This is a genomic window from Stutzerimonas sp. S1 (assembly GCF_025966695.1).
In the GTDB taxonomy this organism is placed as follows: Bacteria; Pseudomonadota; Gammaproteobacteria; order Pseudomonadales; family Pseudomonadaceae; genus Stutzerimonas.
The window spans coordinates 136661-156329 of the sequence record NZ_JAOEIY010000003.1; the positions used below are offsets into that span (position 1 = coordinate 136661).

Genomic DNA, 19669 nt, shown 5'->3' on the forward strand with positions numbered 1-19669 from the left:
ATACCTGCCAGCTGGTGCACGTCAGCAGTCTGAGCGCCATGAGAGGAGGTCTACCACCGGTCGTTGGCCGACAACGGCGCCTGGCTGGAGCCTGCCGCGCCGTGCCTGTTAACATTCGCCCCCTTCGATTTCCGTTCGTCCTTTTCGTCCGAGAGCATTCATGACCACCGTTCGCACCCGTATCGCGCCATCTCCCACCGGTGATCCTCACGTTGGAACCGCCTACATCGCCCTGTTCAATCTCTGCTTCGCCCGCCAGCACGGCGGTCAGTTCATCCTGCGCATCGAGGACACCGACCAGGTGCGTTCGACCCGCGAATCCGAGCAGCAGATCTATGACGCGTTGCGCTGGCTGGGCATCGAGTGGAACGAAGGTCCGGATGTCGGTGGTCCGCATGGTCCGTATCGGCAGAGCGAGCGGGGCGCAATCTACAAACAGTATTCGGATGAGCTGGTCGCCAAGGGTCACGCCTTCCCGTGCTTCTGCTCCGCCGAGCGCCTGGATGCGGTGCGCGCCGAGCAGATGGCCAACAAGGAAACCCCGCGCTACGACGGTCACTGCATGCACATCGCGCCGGAAGAGGCGCAGCGTCGCGTCGCCGCTGGCGAGTCGCACGTGGTGCGCATGAAGGTGCCGAGCGAAGGCGTCTGCGTGGTCAAGGACATGCTGCGCGGCGAGGTGGAGATCGGCTGGGATCGCATCGACATGCAGGTGCTGATGAAGGCCGACGGCCTGCCCACCTACTTCCTGGCCAACGTGGTCGATGACCACCTGATGGGCATCACTCACGTGCTGCGCGGCGAGGAATGGCTGCCGTCCGCGCCCAAGTTGCTCAAGCTGTACGAGTACTTCGGTTGGGAAGCGCCGGTGAACTGCTACATGCCGCTGCTGCGCAACCCGGACAAGAGCAAGCTTTCCAAGCGCAAGAACCCGACCTCGATCACCTTCTACCAGCGCATGGGCTTCCTCCCGCAGGCGATGCTCAACTACCTGGGCCGCATGGGCTGGTCGATGCCGGACGAGCGCGAGAAGTTCACCCTCGACGAGATGATTGCCAACTTCGACATCGCCCGTGTGTCGCTGGGCGGGCCGATCTTCGACCTGGAAAAGCTCTCCTGGCTGAACGGCCAGTGGCTGCGTGAGCTGCCGGTGGAGCGCTTCGCCGCCGAAGTGCAGAAGTGGGCGTTCAACCCCGATTACCTGATGAAGATCGCCCCGCACGTGCAACAGCGTGTGGAAACCTTCAGTCAGATTGCACCGTTGGCCAGCTTCTTCTTCTCCGGCGGGCTGACGCTCGATCCGACGCTGTTCGTGCACAAGAAGCTGGATGAAGCCCAGGTGCGTCAGGTGCTACAGCTGATCCTGTGGAAGCTGGAAGCGCTGCGGCACTGGGAGAAGGAACGTATCACCGGCTGCATCACTCAGGTGGCGGAGCACCTCGGTCTCAAGCTGCGTGATGTTATGCCGCTGATGTTCGCTGCCATCAGCGGGCAGGCCAGCTCGGTATCGGTGCTCGACGCTATGGAAATTCTGGGGCCGGACCTGACGCGTTTCCGCCTGCGCAATGCGTTGGAGCTGCTGGGAGGCACGTCGAAGAAGGAAAATAAGGAGTGGGAAAAGCTGCTGGCGACGATCGTCTGATCGGGGCGACGGGGCGATAGGCTACCTCGCTGTTAGGGCAGCGCCGGGGATCAGCTTCGCGTCCGCCATTCGTCGGCGGTAAGTAATTGTTCCTAATGCCAAAAAATTTAGGGGCGGTCGAAATTAATGTTGACACTGCCAGGGGGCGCCCCTAATATGCGCCCCGTCCTCGAGATGGGGCTATAGCTCAGCTGGGAGAGCGCTTGCATGGCATGCAAGAGGTCGACGGTTCGATCCCGTCTAGCTCCACCAATCTCGAAGAACAGCATTTGCCACCGGCTCGTCAGCTGACGGGGCGCGTAAAGAAGGGTTTGCGTCCCCTTCGTCTAGTGGCCTAGGACACCGCCCTTTCACGGCGGTAACAGGGGTTCGAGTCCCCTAGGGGACGCCACTATTCAGCGATGTTCGTCATTGCGCGTCGAGAGACGATAAATCTGGGGCTATAGCTCAGCTGGGAGAGCGCTTGCATGGCATGCAAGAGGTCGACGGTTCGATCCCGTCTAGCTCCACCAAATTGCCAGCGATTTCGCAAAGCCGGAGTCGTCGAAGGTTTCGTCCCCTTCGTCTAGTGGCCTAGGACACCGCCCTTTCACGGCGGTAACAGGGGTTCGAGTCCCCTAGGGGACGCCATTTTCTTGCCCGTCTTGGGCATCCAGGGGTCATCTCTCAGGAGATGGCCCTTTTGTTTTTGCGCTCGGGAAAGTGCGGTCTGAGGCTGGCGTAATCGCTCTGCAAACTTCGCCCTGCTGAATGCTGTCCTATAGCGCTGCTCTTGCGGCGTGACGGCAGCGGCCGGTTAGGCTTTCAATACGCGCATCGTGCCGGTTAACGCGAGGGAGCAATCATGAGTTGGGATCTGGCGGATGCATTCATCATCGACGTCGATGTCCGTGCCGAGCATATCGACGAGCTCGGTCATGCCAACAATGCAGTCTATGTATCCTGGCTGGAAAGCTGCGCCTGGCAGCACTCGCGCAGCCTCGGCCTTGCGCTGGAGGACTACCGCCGGCTGGATCGGGCGATGGCGGTGTTGCGTCACGAGATCGACTATCTCGCGGCTGCATACGAAGGCGACCAGCTACGTCTGGCAACCTGGATCGTCGAATCCGACCAGCGGCTTAAGATGAAGCGCCATTTTCAGCTCACGCGACCGGCCGATGCTGCGACTCTGCTGCGGGCGCAAACGACCTTCGTGTGCATCGAGCTGTCCAGCGGCAAGCCGAAGCGGATGCCTGCCGAATTCGTCGAGGGCTACGGCAAGGCGCTGGTCGAGCCTTACCCGCTCGGGCTATGACGGCAGCGCTCGCTCGGCGGGTGGCCGCGCCCGTATCATGTGCGCGGTCGCCTGCCTGGCTAAAAGACTGATCGATGGCGGCGGCTCGACTTTGGCGATCGCCCCAGCGACGGTAGCTCGATTCCCGTGAGCCAGAACAAACCCCGCAAGATCATCCATATCGATTGCGACTGTTTCTATGCCGCCATCGAGATGCGCGACGACCCGGCATTGGCCAACCGGCCGGTGGCGGTCGGCGGCGCGCCCGATCGGCGCGGGGTGATTGCGACCTGCAACTACGAGGCGCGCGCCTATGGCGTGCGCTCGGCGATGGCCTCGGCTCATGCGCTCAAGCTCTGTCCGGATCTGCTGATCCTGCGTCCACGAATGGACGTCTACAAGGAAGTTTCGCGGGAAATTCACACGATCTTTCGCACCTATACCGACCTGATCGAGCCGTTGTCGCTGGACGAGGCCTTTCTCGACGTTTCCGCCTGCGAACATTTTTCCGGTAGCGCGACGCGGATCGCCCAGGATATTCGTCGGCGGGTCTGGCAGCAGTTGCGCATCACCGTTTCCGCGGGGGTGGCGCCGAACAAGTTTCTCGCCAAGATCGCCAGTGACTGGAAGAAGCCGGACGGATTGTTCGTCATCACGCCGGGTGAGGTAGACGATTTCGTCAGGGTGTTGCCGGTGAACCGGCTGCACGGGGTTGGCCGCGTCACCGCTGAGAAGCTTTCGCGGCTTGGTATCCGCAGCTGCGGCGATCTGCGCGAGTGGGACAAGCTGGCGCTCGTACGTGAGTTCGGCGCATTCGGCGAGCGACTCTGGGGACTGGCGCGAGGCATCGATGAGCGAGCCGTGCAGGTGGAAAGCCGGCGGCAGTCAGTCAGTGTCGAGCAGACCTACGATCAGGATCTGCCAGACCTCGCGGCTTGCCGCGCGCAACTGCCGGAGCTGCTTGAACAGCTCGAGCGGCGCATGGCGCGGCTGGATGACGGATATCGACCGGGTAAGCCGTTCGTTAAGCTGAAATTCCATGATTTCACCCAGACCACCCTCGAGCAGGCGGGGGCCGGATTGGCGCTGGATGACTATGCCGATCTGCTTGCCAGCGCCTTCGCTCGTGGGGCCCGGCCGGTCAGGTTGATCGGCGTCGGGGTGCGGCTGGTTGACTTGCGTGCGGGCTTCCAGCAGCTGAGCCTGTTCTGAGTTACGAGCCTGATAACGATTGCGCTGGCGACTCGGGTCTGCAGCAGCAAAAAGGGCCGCTCAATCGAGCGGCCCTTTTGTATCAGGAATAAAAGAGGGGAGCCCCGGCCTGCCTGTACCAAGGTCCCCGAAACTGGCTGATAGAGTCTATGCACTGCCTGTGCCAGTTTCGCGAAGTGGATTGATGATTATCGGCGGATGACCAGTCGCGGCGGCTCAACCGCGCCAATTCATCCTTGTGCGGCGCTTGTGCAGTGCGAGTCGGATGGCCTTGGCATGCCGCGTCACTGCCTGCGCTGTCGGCGGGTGCGTGAAAGCGGTGCATGGAGCGCCAGTTTGCGCAGCTTTGGCGCGGCTAGCCCTGCTCCGGCCAGAAGCGAACGGCCGACCCGTCATTGGGCCACAGGCGCAGCTGATCGATATTGGAGACGTCCCAGCGTTCGACCCGTGAGAGGATGTCGAGAAAATGCTGCTCCTGATCCATGATCTCCTCGGCGCACAGTTTGCGAGTACTGCCCAGGTTACTGAAGCGGATCTGCTGGCCGTCGAGTTCGTAGCTGCCAAACCAGTGGTTGCACCCGGCATTGCCGTAGGCGCGGCCGTCGCTGAGTGTGAGCGAGACGGGCGTGCGACCGATTACCGGGTCGTCGCCGATCCATTCGGCGATGTAGGTGACGTCCTTCTGCAATTGCAAAGGCTCGACGGCGCAGCCCGCGAGGCCTAGGGCGAGTAGGGCGGCAGGCAATACGTGTGGGTTGATCATCGGGCCTCCTGGCAGGCGGGGCAGTAGTGACCGCCGTCGCGCTCATGCCAGCCGAGTTCGGCGATGCGTGCTTGCGCCGCGGGCTCGCGGGCTTGCTCGCCCAGCGCCGCATCCACGGCGAACTCGAAATCGAGGCGCTTGCCGCAGCCGTCGCAGTCGACCTGCCAGTTGAGGATGGCCAACTCACGGAACACCGGGCCTGTGGCGACCGCTACCCATTGTCCGGGTGGGGTGATCAGGTGGCGAACCTTGTCGACCGTCAGCCGCTGGGACAAATCGCGGCTGCCTTTGAGGGTGACGATCAGCACGTCGCCGGTGCGAATCGAGCCGCCATTGCCGGTGACCTGGTAGCGGCCCGGCGCTAGCGCGCGGCATTCGGTGAGGGTGTGCGCGGGGTTGAGCAGGGTGTAGCGGAAATCGTGTTCGGCCATGACTCGGGATCGGCGGAAAAATATGCCGGCAATGCTAGCACGGCGCTCTGCCGTCCGGCGTCAGGCGTGACGCCGAGTGGCGAGCCGGCAGGCGCAACCGAAGCTGGCGAGTCACTGCCCCGGGTCATTGCGCCAGATGGTTGCGCGGCTTGGCGAAGGTTTCCTCGAAGAAGCGCTGCATGTCTGCCCAGGAGCGTTCGTCAGCTGTCTTTTGGTAGGCAAGGTCAAGGCCGTTCTTCTGCTGCGCGTCGGCGTCTGGATTGCTGAAGCCGTGCTTGGCGCCGGGCAGGCTGACGAACTGATAGTCGGCGCCGGCCTTGACCATTTCCACGTTCAGCGCGGCGATGTCGTCGGTGCTGATCATGCTGTCCTCGCTGCCATGTTCGACCAGCACGCGTGCCTTGACGCTGCCGGGGACGGCGCGAGTCTGGGTGGCGAGGGCGCCGTGGAAGCTGACCACGCCTTCCAGCGGGACCCCTTGGCGCGCCATGTCCAGCACGACCTTGCCGCCGAAGCAGTAGCCCACTGCGCCGAGTTTGGCGGCGTCGGTCTGCGGTTGTGCCTTGAGCAGGTCGAGGCCGGCGTTGAAGCGATTTTTGGCGGCGTCGGCATCCTTCAGCGCGGCCTGCATGAACGCCATGGCGTCCTTCGGGTGTTCGGTGTTCTTGCCCTCGCCGTACATGTCGATGGCGAGCGCGCTGTAGCCGAGTTCGGCAAGGTCACGGGCGCGGCGCTTGGCGTAGTCGTTCAGCCCCCACCACTCATGGACGACGACGATGCCCGGACGTGCGCCCTCGACGGCGTCGTCATAGGCGAAGTAGCCGATCATCTTGCTGCCGTCGGCGGCCTGGTAGGGGATTTCCCGGGTCTGAATTTCAGCGTGGGCGGCGACGCTGGCGGCCATCAGCAGGCCGAGCAGGCAGTAGCGCATGGGTGGGGCTCCTTGACAGGCAGGATGGGACGAAAGGCTCTGGCGGAAGCATAGCGGTTGTTCGACCTGTCGACAGCGCTCTGGTTCGGGCCGCGGCCTGCCCAACGATCGTCCGATGCAGCACTCTGCAGCCGGCATTTGCCGCCGGCTGCAGAGCGCGAGTTGCCTGTTACCAGCCCGGAACGCCGCGCATGTCCGGCAGCTTGTGGGCGATGCCCTTGTGGCAATCGATGCAGGTGGCTTCGCCATTGGCCAGCGCGGTGGAGTGAAACTTGGCCGCGCGCGGGCTCTGGCGGGTGAAGTCCATGTAATCGAAGTTGTGGCAGTTGCGGCATTCCAGCGAATCGTTGGCCTTCAGCCGCGCCCACTCGTGCTCGGCCAGCTCGCGGCGCATGCCGAGAAACTTCTCGCGGGTATTGATGGTGCCGAAGATTTTGCCCCAGACCTCCTTGGAGGCTTGCATCTTGCGCGCGATCTTGTCCGTCCATTCGTGCGGCACATGACAGTCGGGACAGGTGGCGCGAACGCCGGAGCGGTTGCTGTAGTGAATGGTGTCCTTGATCTCCACGTAGACGTTGTCCTCCATCTCGTGGCAGGAGATGCAGAACGCCTCGGTGTTGGTGGCTTCCAGCGCGGTGTTGAAACCGCCCCAGAACACGATGCCGGCGATGAACCCGCCCAGCGCCAGAGCGCCGAGGCTGTAATGCACGCTCGGGCGGCGCAGGACATTCCAGTAACGCTTGAGAAACGACAGTATCGACTTCATCGGCGGCCCCTCACTGTGCGTTGCCAGGTTGTGAGGTTTCCCGGTACAGCAACTCGTCGATGTTCTTGAAGTCGTTTTCCACCAGCGGTTTCACATCCTGCTGCGGCACGTGGCACTGGGTGCAGAAGTAGCGTCGCGGGGCCACGGCAGCCAGAGTCTGGCTATCGCGATTGGTGTAGTGGGTAATGCTGATCATCGGCGCCTGGGTCCGCGCGCTGTTCTCCCGGCTGTGGCAGGACAGGCATTTGTTGGCGTTCTTGTCGACGTGATAGCCGCGGATGGTGTGCGGAATCGTCGGCGGCTGCTCGGGGTAGTTGCGTTCGCGGCGCACGTCCTTGTTCTCCTCGTCGTGCAGGGGCGGCGGGGTGAACTCCTGGGTGAGGGTGCCGCCCGGACGGCGTCCGTCCGGAGCAGGCGCATCCAGCGGATATTGATTTTCGGCGGCAATGGCGAGGCCGAACACCGCGAGCAGAGTCAGCGGCAGTAGACGAAATTTCATGGCGACTCTCCTCAGGCGATGCTGACCACTTCGATCTTGACGGCGCATTTCTTGTAATCGGTCTGCTTGGAGATCGGGTCGGTGGCGTCGAGGGTGACCTTGTTGATCAGCTTGTTGGCGTCGAAGAACGGCACGAAGATCAGTCCCTGCGGCGGCTTGTTGCGCCCGCGCGTTTCGACCCGCGCCTGCATCTCGCCGCGCCGGCTGATCACTTTCACCACGCTGCCGCGGCGGGCGTTGAGCTTGCGCGCGTCCTCCGGGTGCATGTAGACGAGCGCGTCGGGCACCGCCTTGTGCAGCTCGTCGACCCGCTGGGTCATGCTGCCGGTGTGCCAGTGTTCCAGTACGCGGCCGGTGCTGAGCCAGAACGGATAGTCGTCATCCGGTACCTCGGCGGGCACCTCGTAAGGCAGGGCGAAGATGATCGCCTTCTTGTCCGGGTAGCCGTAGAACTGCACGCCGCTGCCTTTCTCGACGTAGGGATCGTGGCCTTCGCGATAGCGCCAGCGGGTTTCCTTGCCGTCGACCACCGGCCAACGCAGGCCACGTTCCTCGTGATAGGTATCGAACGGCGCCAGGTCATGGCCGTGGCCGCGACCGAACTCGGCGTATTCCTCGAACAGGCCCTTCTGCAGGTAGAAGCCGAACGCCTCGGCCTCGCGGTTGCGAAAGCCCTCGGCGATGTCCGAGCTGGGGAAGCGATCGACCTTGCCGTTCCTGAACAGCACGTCGAACAGCGTCTTGCCCTTGAGGTCCGGTGCCCTGGCCAGCAGTTCTGCGGGCCAGACCTCGTCGACGCTGAAGCGCTTGGAGAATTCCACCAGCTGCCACAGGTCCGAGCGTGCCTCGCCGGGCGCATCCACCAGCTGATGCCAGAACTGCGTACGGCGCTCGGCGTTGCCGTAGGCGCCTTCTTTTTCCACCCACATGGCACTTGGCAGGATCAGGTCGGCGGCCTGCGCGGAAACGGTCGGATAGACGTCGGAAACGATGACGAAGGTTTCCGGGTTACGCCAGCCCGGCAGCGTTTCCTGCATGGTGTTGGGGCCGGCCTGGATGTTATTGGTCACCTGCGTCCAGTACACCTTGAGCTTGCCGTCCTTGAGCATGCGGCTCTGTTCCACCGCGTGGAAGCCGGGTTTTTCCTGAATGGTGCCGGCCGGCAGCTTCCAGATCTTCTCGGCGGTGGCGCGGTGCTTGGGATTGGTCACCGCCATGTCCGCCGGCAGCCGATGGGAGAAGGTGCCGACTTCGCGCGCGGTGCCGCACGCCGATGGCTGGCCGGTGAGCGAGAAGGGGCTGTTACCCGGCTCGCTGATCTTTCCGGTGAGCAGGTGGATGTTGTAGATCATGTTGTTCGCCCAGACGCCGCGGGTGTGCTGGTTGAACCCCATGGTCCAGAACGACATGACCTTGGTCTTCGGGTCGGCGTACAGCTCGGCGAGAGCGCGCAGGCGCTCGGCCGGCACGCCGGATTCCTGCGCGGCGTGTTCCAAGGTGTAGGGTTTGAGGAATTCGGCGTAGTCCTCGAAGCTGATGTCGCTCCAGGTGTTGGCGACCTTGGCGTTCTCCGCCTTCAGCTCGCGCGGGTCGGTGGGGCGCAGTCCGTAGCCGATGTTCTGCGCGCCCTTGGCGAAGCGGGTGTGCTTGTCGATGAAGTCCTTGTTCACCGCGCCGCTCTGGATGATGTGGTTGGCGATGTAGTTGAGGATCACCAGGTCGGTCTGCGGGTTGAACACCATCGGGATGTCGGCGAGTTCGAAGCTGCGATGCTCGAAGGTCGACATCACCGCCACCTTCACATGCGGCGCGCTCAGGCGCCGATCGGTGACCCGCGTCCACAGCACCGGGTGCATCTCGGCCATGTTCGAGCCCCAGAGCACGAAGGCGTCGGCCACTTCGATGTCGTCGTAGCAGCCCATCGGTTCGTCCATGCCGAAGGTGCGCATGAAGCCGAACGCCGCCGAGGCCATGCAGTGCCGCGCGTTGGGGTCGATGTTATTGGAGCGGAAGCCTGCCTTCATCAGCTTGTTGGCGGCGTAGCCTTCCCAGATCGTCCACTGGCCGGAGCCGAACATGCCGATGGCTTCCGGGCCGCCGGCCTTGAGCGCGGCCTTGTACTTCTCCTCCATGATGTCGAACGCCTGTTCCCAGCTGATCGGCTGGAACTCGCCCTGCTTGTCGAACTTGCCGTCCTTCATGCGCAGCAGGGGCTGGGTCAGGCGGTCGCTGCCGTACATGATCTTCGACAGGAAGTAGCCCTTGACGCAGTTGATGCCGCGGTTGACCTCGGCCTTGACGTCGCCGTGGGTGGCCACCACGCGGTTCTCGCGGGTGGCCACCATCACACTGCAGCCGGTGCCGCAGAAACGGCAGGGCGCCTTGTTCCAGTTCAGATTGGTGGCGTCCGCTTCGGTGACGAGGTTGGCCGCGCTGGTGGCGATCGGCATGCCGGCGACGGTAGCGGCGATGGCTGCCGCGTTGGCCTTGGCGAATTGACGACGGGTCATGCTCATTCAGGCTTCTCCTTCGAGGCTGAGGAGTTCTTCGTGGTAGATCAGCGCGGCATTGAGTACCCCGGGCAGATGCTGGATCTGCTCGAGGGCGTCGAGGATGAAGCTTTCATGCTCGGCCTCGAGCACCACCACGAGTTTGCCGGCGGCACTCTCCTGATGCAGTTCGAGACTTGGCAGCCGGCGCAGGTTGGCCTTGACCGCCGGCAGCAACTCGGGGCGGCAATGCACCAGCAGGCTGGCGATGTGCAGGGTGTGGTCCATCGGTACGGGTTCCAGCTGGTCGATTACAACGGGGCGGTGCCCCTTCGAGGGGAGGACGGTGCAGCGGTAGCGATCACGCCGGTCCCGGCGGGCCGAAGAACATTTGCGTGATCCAGACGATGAAACCGTAGCCACTGACCAGCGCCACGCTCAGCAGCGGGAACAGGAAGACGATGAGGAAGATGAACAGGCGGGTTTCTTCGCGCTTGCTCGAGCGCGGTGAGTCAGGGGTGTCGGGTGTTGTTGTCATTTTCATACTCCGAACTGACGTGCAAGGGAGTCTAGTCAGTGACCCCCGTATGGCAATCCGGGTTTCCTCGCCGGCGACCGCGTACCGGGCAGAACAGCTGCGGCAGCGACGCCAGTCCCCGTGATTCAGGAGGTTGGGCGGATGGGAGTAGCACGTCAGTGCAGCGATTTTTCGACGAACGGGCGGCTATCTTCGCAAAATGCCCGGAGGGATTTGGCTGGGTGATGCGGTCATATCTGGTAACAGCATTGCCATGGTACTCGTATATCCGGACCAGGCAGTCACACTCTGTGGTAGCCTGCGCGGCTTTTTCTGACCCTCTTATCAGGAACGGCAATGACCTCTTCCAGTTCCACCAGTCATTTCCGCCAAGGCACAACTGCGTATCGGCGGGCGACGCTGGCGCTGTTCTGTGCCGGCTTCGCCACCTTCGCCATGCTCTATTGCGTGCAGCCATTGTTGCCACTGCTGGCGGCGCATTTTTCCGTGTCGGCGGCCAGCAGCAGTCTCGCGCTGTCGCTGACTACGCTGTCGCTGGCGTTGTGTCTGCTGGTATCCGGGGCTCTGGCGGAAAGCTGGGGGCGCAAGCCGGTGATGGCCGCGGCGTTGGGCCTGGCCAGTCTGCTCGGGCTGGCCTGCGTACTGGTGGATTCCTGGGGACTGCTGCTGGTCCTGCGGGCCCTGCTTGGGTTGGCCCTGAGCGGATTGCCGGCGCTGGCCATGGCGTATGTCGGCGAGGAGTTCGATCCCGGTTCGCTGCCGGCGGCGATGGGGCTGTACATCGGTGGCACGGCGCTGGGCGGTTTGTTGGGGCGTCTGCTATCCGGTCTGTTGAGCGATCTGGGCGGCTGGCAGCTGGCGCTCGGCGGAATTGCCGGCCTGGGGCTGCTGGCGCTGGGGCTGTTCGTCTGGCTGTTGCCGGCGTCGCGGCATTTCAAGGCACAGCCGCTGTCACTGCCGGTGCTGCTTGGCAACTTCCGTGAGCATCTGCGCAATCCGCAGCTGCGCACGCTGTTCCTGCAAGCGTTCCTGCTGATGGGCGGTTTCGTCGCACTGTTCAACTACATCGGTTTTCGTCTGGCCGGCGCGCCCTTCGGTTTGTCCTCGACAGTGATCGGCATGCTGTTCATCGTCTATCTGGCTGGTATTTTCAGTGCCGGTTGGGCCGGCAGGCTGGTGCCACGCTTCGGCGCGCGGCGGGTGCTGCAGGGTGGGGTAGCGCTGATGCTGGGCGGGGTGGCGCTATGTGCCATGCCATGGCTGACGGCGATCGTCACCGGCCTTGGGCTGTTCACTCTCGGCTTCTTCGCCGCACATGCGGTGGCCAGCGGTCAGGTCGGGTACCACGCCAAGGGCGCCAAGGCGCAGGCTTCGGCGCTCTATCTGTGCGCCTATTATCTGGGGTCGAGCCTGGTGGGCTACGTCGCCGGCTACGTCTGGGAGCACGCCGGCTGGCTGCCGCTGATGGCGGTGCTCGCCGCGCTGTTCGTGCTCGCCGGCTGGCGCGCGCGCAGCCTCTGACGGGCGGTTACTCGACGCGCTGCTCCCCGGTGAACACCAGGGTGGCCTTGCAGCTGCGACAGAAGTAGCGCCGGCCTTTGCGTACCAGTGAGTGGCGCTGGGCACTGAATGGAAAATCCCGCTCGATGCACTGGCAGCGGTAGACGTAGCGAGTGCGCGGCCGGCGCTCTATCGCGTAAGTGTGGCAGCGCTCCGGCGCCAGCTCGTACACGCCCTGCATGATCAGCTGCCATTCCTCGCCGTGGGGCTGGATGCGCGGGCCGAACATCCGGTGCGCGATCAGGTGCGCAACCTCGTGCGCGACGGTCTGCTCGAGAAAATGCTCGCGGTTCTCCCGATACAGCTGGGGATTGAATCGCAGCAGGTTGTCATGCAGGTGCGCCACTCCCGCTTTCTGCCCGCGTAGTTTGAAACTCACCTGCGGTCGTTCGAAGCGCTGTTTGAAGAAGGCCTCGGCCTGCAGGTAACAGGCTTCGACGCGGGCATAGAGTCGCTCGGGCATGGGGTGCTCCACAAAGAGTGGCGCATTATGCCAAAGCGCGGCTCAGCGCTGCAGGCCGCCTGGCTCCTGCTGAGCGCGCTCCGCGCCGATGCCGTAGCTCTGATCCTGCAGTACGTCGCGCTCGTAAGTCGGGTCGAGCACCAGCATCCAGAGCAGAATCATCGGGACCTTGAGATTGACCAGCACCAGCAAGCCCACGCCCCAGGTGCAGGCGCCGTAGAGGAAGCTGTTGCGACTGTCGATGCGCATGAACTTCGGCAGCCCGACGAGCAGCAGGTAGGTGGCGTAGACGCCAGCGGCCACCAGCACGGCGATGGCGATCCAGCGCGTCGGATAGAGCGCACCAAGTCCGGCGAGGAAGAACGGGCTGATGACGTAGGCGATGAAGCCGACGCACTGGTTGAAGGTCGGGCGGGCATCGAACGAGCGCGACATCCAGCGCAGGAAGAAGCCCATGACGAAGGTTCCGAGAATGATGGTCGCGTAGATCAGCACGCTCAGCTGCAGGGCGCTGCGCGTATCGAGTCGGATACGTTCATCCTCGACCAGGCTCCAGCCGACGTAACGCGTACCGATGAACATGCACACGGCCGGCAGCAGGGCGAACAGCAACAGGTGCAACAGATAGTTGGTGCTGTGCTTCTCCTCATCGCGGCGGATATCGCTCCACGCCTGATCAGGACGGGTCAGCAGGGTGAAAAGGTGCGGGGTCATACCGAGGTCTCCATCTGCCATGGAAAGCTGGCCGTAGCGGGCGGGCTACGGCGGCGTTATGCATGTAGAGAGGCAGATGTCGCGAAGGGTTTCCCCGGCGGGAACGAAAGGGCCGCCAGAAAAGGCGGCCCGTTGCGGCAGAGCGAGCGGTCAGCGCACGTAAACCGGCCCGACACCCATGCCCCAGGTGATCACCGATAGCGCGATGATCGCCACCAGCACGACCAGACCGACCGCCAGCACCGAGCTGGAGAACATGAAGCCCTCGTCATCGGGGATGTTCATGAACTTCGGCAATCCGACATAGAGCAGGTAGGCGGTGTAGCAGACGGCTGCGGTGCCGACCAGCATGAACAGCCACACATGCGGATACAGCCCTGCCAGACCGCCAATGAACAGCGGCGTCGCGGTGTAGGCGGCGAAGACGATGCACTGGGTGAGCGTCGGGCTGGCATCGTAGGTGCGGGCCATCCAGTGGATGAAGCCACCCATGACCGCGACGCCAGCGAGCATGGCCAGGTAGGAGAGAATCGCTAGCTGCATGCAGCTCGCTTCAGTGAGTTTTACCGGCTCGCCACCATTGATGCTCCAGCCGACCTGGGTGGCACCGATGTATGCGGAGATGGCGGGAATCGCGGCCAACAGCAGCACATGGCTCAGATACATGTGGCCGATGGTTTCTTCCTCGCCACGGATTTCACGCCACTCCTGACCGGGATGGGTGAACAGGCCCCAAACGTGATTGATCATGCCAGCGTCTCCTCTGATGTTGGAGGGTCGCTTCGCCTGGCGGGTCGTCATGAGAGACGGCTGCGTGCGACCTTATGACGCAGTATAGGAACGCGGAGGCCGAATGCAGCGGGGGCTTTAGAGTTAATCGAAGCTATGCGGTTAGCGGTAATAGCGCTGCAGAATTTCCATCGCCAGGTTGATCGACTGCAGCCGCTGCGTGCTGCCGCCCCGGTCGGGATGGTGCAGGCTTACCAGCTGGCGGTAGCGCTGCTTGATGATCTGCAGATCCAGCGGCTGGTTGCTGCGGTCCAGTTCGAACAGTTCGAGTGCGGCGCGCTTGTCGTCACTGCCCTGCATGCGCGTCCAGAAGCTCGCCAGCAAGCGCTCCACGTCAGCCTCGTCGGTATCGCGCAGATTGCGCAGATCCAGGTAATAGGCGCGCAGCGGATCCTCTTCGATCAGTGCGTCGGGGCCGGAAGCGTAGGGCTGCAATCGGATGTTCAGCGGACTGATGTGCACATGGCCGCGTGCTTCGGCCCAGAGTTGGTCGCGCAGTTGGTAGAGTGCATTGAACAGCAGGAAATGGGTGCGAAATAGCACCAGCTTGTCGGTCAGTGGCAGGTTCGGGATGTGCGTGCAGTGACGCTGCTTGAGCCGCTGGATCAGCTGGTATTCGCTGAAGCCTTGCGGTTGCTCGCGCAGGAGGATGAGCAGGTGCTCGGGCAGGTCCATCGCAGGGGAGAGGTCGTCCATGCATGGAGCCTAGCACGGCACCGGCGCGTTCGGTCTTGGGTCGGTTCACACTCGGCGAGTGCCGGATGGGCTGGGGCGGGGCGCGCTTTGCGCGTAAAATGCGCGGCTTTCGCATTCCTCCGGACTTTCAGCATGGGCACCCTTTCGGTCAACCAGAACAAACTGCAGAAGCGCCTGCGCCGCCTGGCCGGCGAGGCGGTCACCGACTTCAACATGATCGAGGATGGCGACAAGGTCATGGTCTGCCTGTCCGGTGGCAAGGACAGCTACACCATGCTCGACGTGCTGCTCTATCTGCAGAAGGTCGCGCCGATCAAGTTCGAGGTGGTGGCCGTCAACATGGATCAGAAGCAGCCAGGCTTCCCCGAGCACGTCTTGCCCGAGTACCTGAAGTCCATCGGCGTCGAGTATCACATCATCGAGAAGGACACCTACTCGGTGGTCAAGGAGAAGATCCCGGAAGGCAAGACCACCTGCTCGCTGTGCTCGCGTCTGCGTCGCGGCACGCTCTACACCTTTGCCGACGAGATCGGTGCGACCAAGATGGCGCTCGGTCATCACCGTGACGACATTCTGGAAACCTTCTTCCTCAACATGTTCTACGGTGGCACGCTGAAGGCCATGCCGCCCAAGCTGCTTTCGGACGATGGTCGCAACGTGGTGATCCGTCCGCTGGCCTACTGCAACGAGGCGGATATCGAGGCCTACTCGAAGATGAAGGCGTTCCCGATCATCCCGTGCAACCTCTGTGGTTCGCAGGAGAACCTACAGCGGCAGGTGGTCAAGGAAATGCTGCAGGAATGGGAGCGCAAGTCGCCGGGGCGCATCGAGATCATGTTCCGTGCGCTGCAGAACGTGGTGCCGTCACAGCTGGCCGACCGCAACCTGTTCGACTTCAAGAGCTTGCGTATCGATGACAGCGCCACGCCGCGCTTCGTCGATGTCATGAGTCTGTAGCCAGGTGCGCCGTCGCCGACCCCGCTGCTTCTCCACCGTGCCGGTTGAAACGAGCGTCTGGGGAGGAGTAAGGTTCGACCATCTTCTGGAGAACAGCATGTCCCTCAGCCTCGTTTCCTTGCCCCTCAATGCCGGTGCCGCGCGCATCGCGCTGCTGCGTGGCCAGGTGAGCGTGGCTGCTGGTTATTACTTTGGGTATTGGTTTAGCCACTGGCGCGCCTGATACCCCACAGGCGCCCTAGCAAGCAGGGTCGCCACCAGAGCAGTTTTCGAAACCCCGGTCGGCCACCCGACCGGGGTTTTTTCTTTTCGGCCGCAAGGCCCAACGCAACGAGGAACACACCATGACCGCTTACCGCACCGACCGTTATTACCGCTATGACTGGCGATTTAGCCGCTTCAACGCCGCCCTGATACCTCTGCAACGAACACTTCGCTAGCGCCGTCGCGGCACAATCGCCGCGCCGGCTAAGGACCGCCAGATCATGAATGCTTCCGTTACCGCCGCACTTGCCAGTCAAACCCCGGCCGCCTCTGTGGCCGCTTCCGCCCGCCGCAGTGCCCAGCCGCTGCCCAGCCCCGCCGTATTGCGCCAGCGTCTGCCCTTGAACGACGCGCTCGCCGAACGCATCCGTACCGATCGCAACGCCATCCGTGCGGTGCTCGATGGTCGCGATCCGCGTTTGCTGGTGGTCGTCGGACCCTGTTCTCTCCATGACCCGATTGCAGCGCTGGAGTATGCCGCGCGCCTGGCCGAGCTCGCGCCGCAGGTGAGCGATCAGCTGCTGCTGGTGATGCGCGCCTATGTGGAAAAACCCCGTACCACCGTTGGCTGGAAGGGGCTGGTCTACGATCCGCATCTGGATGGCCGCAGCGACATGGCCGAAGGGCTGCATCTGGCGCGTCGTTTGATGCTCGATATCCTCGAAGCCGGCTTGCCGATCGCCACGGAGCTGCTGCAGCCGCTGGCCGCCGGTTACTTCGACGACCTGCTCGGCTGGGCTGCGATTGGTGCGCGCACCAGCGAGTCGCAGATCCATCGCGAGCTGGTCAGTGGTCTGGACCTGCCGGTGGGCTTCAAGAACGGCACCGATGGCAGCCTGGGTGTCGCCTGCGACGCCATGCGCTCGGCGGCGCATCCGCACCGGCATTTCGGCATGGATGATCTGGGCCATCCGGCCCTGCTGGAAACTCACGGCAACCCGGACACCCATCTGGTGCTGCGCGGTGGACACGGCGCACCCAACTACGATGCACAAAGCGTCGCTGCTGCGCGTCGGGCGCTGGAGAAGAACGGCATCGCTCCACGAATCATGGTCGACTGCAGTCATGCCAACAGCGGCAAGGATCCGTTGCGTCAGCCCGCGGTGCTGGCGTCGGTGATCGAGCAGCGCCTGGCTGGCGATTCGAGCCTGCGCGGCGTGATGCTGGAGAGTCATCTGTTCGATGGCTGCCAGTCGCTGGGCGGCGAGTTGCGTTATGGCGTGTCGATCACCGACGGTTGCCTGGGCTGGACTGCGACCGAACGGTTGCTGCGCACCGCAGCCGAGCGCCTGCGAGGCTGACTGCCGCCACGGTTGGCGCTGGAAAAACTTGCGTAGGGTGGCTGGACGAAGCCATCCACCGCTGGGCCCGATCCTGTCCGTGCTCTCGCGGGTACGCAGCAGTGGGGCGACGGTCTGCGTTCGAGGCGGAGACGCGGGAGCACGGACACCATCCATAGTGGAAAACACCGCGCGATGTTCCACCCTACGGCAGCCATATCTGTGGGAGCAGTCTTGCTCGCGAACATTCACCGAGCGTTGGTTGGTGCGCCGTCTGTCCGGCCGGGCGCCGCTCGGATAGAGCCACCTGGCGGCGGGCTTGCGAGGCCGGCTCGTCACCGGCACCCTGTGCCGCTGCCGTCGCCACCGGATACCAACGATGCATGACTACAAATGGCTGCACGAATACTGCCTCAACCGCTTCGGCTCGGCCGCCGCGCTGGAGGCGCGCCTGCCGCAGCCGCGCACTGCTGACGAGCTACGCGCGGTGCCCGATGATCGCTACCTCTCGCTGATCAGCCTGCGCATCTTTCGCGCCGGCCTGAAACACAGCCTGGTAGATGCCAAGTGGCCGGCGTTCGAGCAGGCTTTCTTCGGCTTCGATCCGCAAAAGGTGGTGTTGATGGGCGGTGAGCATATCGAGCGGCTAATGCAGGACACCCGCCTGATCCGCCATCTGGGCAAGCTCAAGAGCGTGCCGCGCAATGCACAGTTCGTGCTCGACGTCGCGCGGGAGAAGGGCAGCTTCGGCAACCTGCTGGCGGACTGGCCGAGCAGCGACATCGTCGGTCTGTGGCGTTACCTGGCCAAGCATGGCAGTCAGCTCGGCGGTTTGTCGGCGCCGCGTCTGCTGCGCATGGCCGGCAAGGACACCTTCGTCCCCAGCAACGATGTGGTCGCTGCGCTCAAGGCGCAGGAAATCATCGACAAGGTGCCCAGCAGTCAGCGCGATCAGGCCGCGGTGCAGGCCGTGTTCAACCAGTGGCAGAGTGAAAGCGGGCGGCCGCTGTGCCAGCTCTCGGCAATGCTGGCGTTCACCGTCAATCACTGAGCCCGCTGCGACGGTTTGGCACAGCTTGGAGCTGAGGCGGCGGTGATAAAGTCGAAACATGACCATCGTCAAGAAATCGCGCGTGATCGGCTGGCTACTCCTGGCCAGCCTGTTGATCAACGCCTTCGCCTGCACGCTGCAGCATGCCTCGCACGTCGGCTTCGAGCTGGCGATGGGGCAGGGCGTGTTCTGCCTGACGGACGATGGTGATGCGGCATCCGGCAAGGCCGGCTCCCTCGGTGGCGACTTCTCCCATTCAACTGCCCAGCCGTTCGACTGTCCGCTGTGCAGTTCCGTACTGGTCGGTATCGTGCTGCTGCTCGGCCTGGCCTGGCTGGGCGGTCGATCTGCCGCGGCGCGCCCTGTTGCCGCTCATGAGCGCACCACGCCGCGCCTGCATTGGCCATCGCTGAATCCACGCGCTCCCTGAAGTTTCCCTCTTTGCATTGACGTCATCCGGCCGTACGCCGGATCGCAACGCTGCCGGCTACGCCGCAGCACGCTCAATCCTGGGGGCTTCGCCATGACCATGATGGAAAAATTCACCCGTGCCGAGAGCCGCGCCAGCCATTGGCTGCCGTTCCCGGACTATCCCAGCAACGCTCGCAGCTTCGTGCATCTGGATGCCAAGCTTTTGCCCTATTGGCACGCGCTGTTCGATGTCTGCCCGCGACTGCTCAAGCTGGACCCGCCGGACGGCCTGAAGATCTTTCGCGACTTCATGACCTGGGCCTATCGGCGCCAGCTGGCGCTGAACTGGACGTTCCACCTCAGCGTCTGTCGCTGGCTGCTGGCGTCGGGGTACCGCGAACTGATCGACGCTGACGATATCGAGGCGATGATGCTGGCGGCCGCAGCGCGTTGGGTCGACTGTGACGACAGCCCGGCGCTCGGCATCGTGCTTGGCTGGCAAGGCGGCGCTGTGCCGGTGTTCGACTGGAAGGCGCGCGTGCGTCGGGCCTCGCGCGCACTGCCGGTCGAGGACGAGGAGCTGCCGTCCGCGCCATGGGATTTCGCCTGGAGTCCCTTGTCCAGCACAGGCGCCAATGGCTTTCGGCGCTGGCTGAGGGTGCCCTGAATGCGACAGCCTGCCGCAGTGATGCGTGCGCGCCGTATGCCGGCTTCGGTCTGTGATGGCCGTTTGCCTGGCGAAGCGCCAAGACGCTTCAGCCGGTCTTGGATGCCGCCTTGCCTGGTACTGGCGCGAGATAGCCGCGCGCAAAGGGCGCTGAAGCAACTACGCTGGATAAGCGAAGCGGCGAATGTCGCCAGAACTGCACAGGGCTGGGGCAGACTGTCGCAGTTGTGGTCCGCCGCGATGAGGGCGGAGACTAATCTCGTCACGGGCCCG

General features: G+C 63.5%; 22 protein-coding genes and 4 tRNA genes. 14 read left to right on the top strand and 12 right to left on the bottom strand.

Annotated features, from left to right (window positions below; translation table 11 throughout):
* Nucleotides 1–160: 160 nt before the first annotated feature.
* The 7 genes from gltX to dinB all read left to right on the top strand — a co-directional run bounded on the left by gltX (nt 161) and on the right by dinB (nt 4127).
* Complete coding sequence (gltX, locus tag N8H22_RS07305; RefSeq protein WP_264589962.1) at nt 161–1642, top strand: glutamate--tRNA ligase; 1482 nt, start codon at nt 161–163, stop codon at nt 1640–1642.
* Nucleotides 1643–1818: 176 nt separating this feature from the next.
* Nucleotides 1819–1894: transfer RNA gene (locus N8H22_RS07310), tRNA-Ala, on the top strand.
* 63 nt (nt 1895–1957) lie between these two features.
* A tRNA-Glu gene (locus N8H22_RS07315) sits at nt 1958–2033 on the top strand.
* A 45-nt stretch (nt 2034–2078) separates the two neighbouring features.
* A tRNA-Ala gene (locus tag N8H22_RS07320) sits at nt 2079–2154 on the top strand.
* A gap of 42 nt (nt 2155–2196) precedes the next feature.
* A tRNA-Glu gene (locus N8H22_RS07325) sits at nt 2197–2272 on the top strand.
* 214 nt (nt 2273–2486) lie between these two features.
* A complete protein-coding gene (locus N8H22_RS07330) occupies nt 2487–2936 on the top strand; it encodes a thioesterase family protein (RefSeq protein ID WP_264589963.1) in 450 nt (149 codons plus the stop codon).
* Between the two features lie 126 nt (nt 2937–3062).
* The gene (gene dinB / locus N8H22_RS07335) at nt 3063–4127 is read left to right on the top strand and encodes a DNA polymerase IV (protein WP_264589964.1); all 1065 of its coding nucleotides are present in this window, start codon (nt 3063–3065) and stop codon (nt 4125–4127) included.
* 355 nt (nt 4128–4482) lie between these two features.
* Here the strand turns inward: dinB and N8H22_RS07340 are convergent, their stop codons facing one another.
* From N8H22_RS07340 to napE, 8 genes are all read right to left on the bottom strand, one after another.
* Nucleotides 4483–4887, bottom strand: coding sequence for an META domain-containing protein (locus tag N8H22_RS07340; protein WP_264590208.1), 405 nt, complete (start codon nt 4885–4887; stop codon nt 4483–4485).
* On the bottom strand, nt 4887–5321 hold the full coding sequence (locus N8H22_RS07345) for a hypothetical protein (RefSeq protein ID WP_264589965.1): 435 nt from the start codon (nt 5319–5321) through the stop codon (nt 4887–4889). Before N8H22_RS07345 ends, N8H22_RS07340 begins: the two co-directional genes overlap by 1 nt.
* Before the next feature lie 124 nt (nt 5322–5445).
* Nucleotides 5446–6252, bottom strand: a complete 807-nt coding sequence (locus tag N8H22_RS07350; protein ID WP_264589966.1) for a dienelactone hydrolase family protein — start codon at nt 6250–6252, stop codon at nt 5446–5448.
* A 169-nt stretch (nt 6253–6421) separates the two neighbouring features.
* Nucleotides 6422–7018 carry a cytochrome c3 family protein gene (locus tag N8H22_RS07355; protein ID WP_264589967.1) on the bottom strand — a complete coding sequence of 199 codons (597 nt, stop codon included), beginning with the start codon at nt 7016–7018 and terminating at the stop codon, nt 6422–6424.
* A gap of 10 nt (nt 7019–7028) precedes the next feature.
* Nucleotides 7029–7517, bottom strand: coding sequence for a nitrate reductase cytochrome c-type subunit (locus N8H22_RS07360; protein WP_264589968.1), 489 nt, complete (start codon nt 7515–7517; stop codon nt 7029–7031).
* A gap of 11 nt (nt 7518–7528) precedes the next feature.
* On the bottom strand, nt 7529–10033 hold the full coding sequence (gene napA / locus N8H22_RS07365; RefSeq protein WP_264589969.1) for a nitrate reductase catalytic subunit NapA: 2505 nt from the start codon (nt 10031–10033) through the stop codon (nt 7529–7531).
* Nucleotides 10034–10294 (bottom strand): chaperone NapD, encoded by a 261-nt coding sequence (locus N8H22_RS07370; protein ID WP_264589970.1) that lies wholly within the window; start codon nt 10292–10294, stop codon nt 10034–10036.
* A gap of 73 nt (nt 10295–10367) precedes the next feature.
* Entirely contained in the window at nt 10368–10544 is a 177-nt protein-coding gene (napE, locus tag N8H22_RS07375; RefSeq protein WP_264589971.1) for a periplasmic nitrate reductase, NapE protein, read from the bottom strand.
* A gap of 336 nt (nt 10545–10880) precedes the next feature.
* On the opposite strand from napE, the gene N8H22_RS07380 reads away from it, so the two are divergent.
* Nucleotides 10881–12065, top strand: coding sequence for an MFS transporter (locus N8H22_RS07380; protein ID WP_264589972.1), 1185 nt, complete (start codon nt 10881–10883; stop codon nt 12063–12065).
* A gap of 7 nt (nt 12066–12072) precedes the next feature.
* Here N8H22_RS07380 and N8H22_RS07385 read toward each other — a convergent pair whose 3' ends face one another.
* The 4 genes from N8H22_RS07385 to N8H22_RS07400 all read right to left on the bottom strand — a co-directional run bounded on the left by N8H22_RS07385 (nt 12073) and on the right by N8H22_RS07400 (nt 14766).
* The gene (locus tag N8H22_RS07385) at nt 12073–12567 is read right to left on the bottom strand and encodes a SprT family zinc-dependent metalloprotease (RefSeq protein WP_264589973.1); all 495 of its coding nucleotides are present in this window, start codon (nt 12565–12567) and stop codon (nt 12073–12075) included.
* A 42-nt stretch (nt 12568–12609) separates the two neighbouring features.
* Nucleotides 12610–13281, bottom strand: a complete 672-nt coding sequence (locus N8H22_RS07390; RefSeq protein WP_264589974.1) for a Yip1 family protein — start codon at nt 13279–13281, stop codon at nt 12610–12612.
* Between the two features lie 150 nt (nt 13282–13431).
* Nucleotides 13432–14031: a Yip1 family protein gene (locus N8H22_RS07395; protein ID WP_264589975.1), complete on the bottom strand. Its 600-nt coding sequence runs from the start codon at nt 14029–14031 to the stop codon at nt 13432–13434.
* Between the two features lie 141 nt (nt 14032–14172).
* Nucleotides 14173–14766, bottom strand: a complete 594-nt coding sequence (locus N8H22_RS07400; RefSeq protein WP_264589976.1) for a DNA-J related domain-containing protein — start codon at nt 14764–14766, stop codon at nt 14173–14175.
* A gap of 132 nt (nt 14767–14898) precedes the next feature.
* Here N8H22_RS07400 and ttcA point away from each other — a divergent pair, with 132 nt between their 5' ends.
* The 6 genes from ttcA to N8H22_RS07430 all read left to right on the top strand — a co-directional run bounded on the left by ttcA (nt 14899) and on the right by N8H22_RS07430 (nt 19396).
* Entirely contained in the window at nt 14899–15723 is an 825-nt protein-coding gene (gene ttcA / locus N8H22_RS07405; RefSeq protein WP_264589977.1) for a tRNA 2-thiocytidine(32) synthetase TtcA, read from the top strand.
* Nucleotides 15724–15820: 97 nt separating this feature from the next.
* Nucleotides 15821–15946: a hypothetical protein gene (locus tag N8H22_RS07410; RefSeq protein ID WP_264589978.1), complete on the top strand. Its 126-nt coding sequence runs from the start codon at nt 15821–15823 to the stop codon at nt 15944–15946.
* A gap of 262 nt (nt 15947–16208) precedes the next feature.
* Complete coding sequence (locus N8H22_RS07415; RefSeq protein ID WP_264589979.1) at nt 16209–17288, top strand: 3-deoxy-7-phosphoheptulonate synthase; 1080 nt, start codon at nt 16209–16211, stop codon at nt 17286–17288.
* A gap of 358 nt (nt 17289–17646) precedes the next feature.
* Entirely contained in the window at nt 17647–18318 is a 672-nt protein-coding gene (locus N8H22_RS07420) for a DNA-3-methyladenine glycosylase I (protein WP_264589980.1), read from the top strand.
* Nucleotides 18319–18376: 58 nt separating this feature from the next.
* Nucleotides 18377–18748: a DUF2946 domain-containing protein gene (locus N8H22_RS07425; protein ID WP_264589981.1), complete on the top strand. Its 372-nt coding sequence runs from the start codon at nt 18377–18379 to the stop codon at nt 18746–18748.
* 93 nt (nt 18749–18841) lie between these two features.
* A complete protein-coding gene (locus tag N8H22_RS07430; RefSeq protein ID WP_264589982.1) occupies nt 18842–19396 on the top strand; it encodes a putative natural product biosynthesis protein in 555 nt (184 codons plus the stop codon).
* The last annotated feature ends 273 nt before the right edge of the window (nt 19397–19669 follow it).

What these genes read in the sequence shown, in the direction of transcription:
- gltX (WP_264589962.1), top strand. Translation starts at nt 161, where the DNA reads ATGACCACCGTTCGCACCCGTATCGCGCCATCTCCCACCGGTGATCCT.
- N8H22_RS07330 (WP_264589963.1), top strand. Translation starts at nt 2,487, where the DNA reads ATGAGTTGGGATCTGGCGGATGCATTCATCATCGACGTCGATGTCCGT.
- N8H22_RS07345 (WP_264589965.1), bottom strand. Translation starts at nt 5,321, where the DNA reads ATGGCCGAACACGATTTCCGCTACACCCTGCTCAACCCCGCGCACACC.
- N8H22_RS07350 (WP_264589966.1), bottom strand. Translation starts at nt 6,252, where the DNA reads ATGCGCTACTGCCTGCTCGGCCTGCTGATGGCCGCCAGCGTCGCCGCC.
- N8H22_RS07355 (WP_264589967.1), bottom strand. Translation starts at nt 7,018, where the DNA reads ATGAAGTCGATACTGTCGTTTCTCAAGCGTTACTGGAATGTCCTGCGC.
- N8H22_RS07360 (WP_264589968.1), bottom strand. Translation starts at nt 7,517, where the DNA reads ATGAAATTTCGTCTACTGCCGCTGACTCTGCTCGCGGTGTTCGGCCTC.
- napA (WP_264589969.1), bottom strand. Translation starts at nt 10,033, where the DNA reads ATGAGCATGACCCGTCGTCAATTCGCCAAGGCCAACGCGGCAGCCATC.
- N8H22_RS07370 (WP_264589970.1), bottom strand. Translation starts at nt 10,294, where the DNA reads ATGGACCACACCCTGCACATCGCCAGCCTGCTGGTGCATTGCCGCCCC.
- napE (WP_264589971.1), bottom strand. Translation starts at nt 10,544, where the DNA reads ATGACAACAACACCCGACACCCCTGACTCACCGCGCTCGAGCAAGCGC.
- N8H22_RS07380 (WP_264589972.1), top strand. Translation starts at nt 10,881, where the DNA reads ATGACCTCTTCCAGTTCCACCAGTCATTTCCGCCAAGGCACAACTGCG.
- N8H22_RS07385 (WP_264589973.1), bottom strand. Translation starts at nt 12,567, where the DNA reads ATGCCCGAGCGACTCTATGCCCGCGTCGAAGCCTGTTACCTGCAGGCC.
- N8H22_RS07390 (WP_264589974.1), bottom strand. Translation starts at nt 13,281, where the DNA reads ATGACCCCGCACCTTTTCACCCTGCTGACCCGTCCTGATCAGGCGTGG.
- N8H22_RS07395 (WP_264589975.1), bottom strand. Translation starts at nt 14,031, where the DNA reads ATGATCAATCACGTTTGGGGCCTGTTCACCCATCCCGGTCAGGAGTGG.
- N8H22_RS07400 (WP_264589976.1), bottom strand. Translation starts at nt 14,766, where the DNA reads ATGGACGACCTCTCCCCTGCGATGGACCTGCCCGAGCACCTGCTCATC.
- ttcA (WP_264589977.1), top strand. Translation starts at nt 14,899, where the DNA reads ATGGGCACCCTTTCGGTCAACCAGAACAAACTGCAGAAGCGCCTGCGC.
- N8H22_RS07410 (WP_264589978.1), top strand. Translation starts at nt 15,821, where the DNA reads ATGTCCCTCAGCCTCGTTTCCTTGCCCCTCAATGCCGGTGCCGCGCGC.
- N8H22_RS07415 (WP_264589979.1), top strand. Translation starts at nt 16,209, where the DNA reads ATGAATGCTTCCGTTACCGCCGCACTTGCCAGTCAAACCCCGGCCGCC.
- N8H22_RS07420 (WP_264589980.1), top strand. Translation starts at nt 17,647, where the DNA reads ATGCATGACTACAAATGGCTGCACGAATACTGCCTCAACCGCTTCGGC.
- N8H22_RS07425 (WP_264589981.1), top strand. Translation starts at nt 18,377, where the DNA reads ATGACCATCGTCAAGAAATCGCGCGTGATCGGCTGGCTACTCCTGGCC.
- N8H22_RS07430 (WP_264589982.1), top strand. Translation starts at nt 18,842, where the DNA reads ATGACCATGATGGAAAAATTCACCCGTGCCGAGAGCCGCGCCAGCCAT.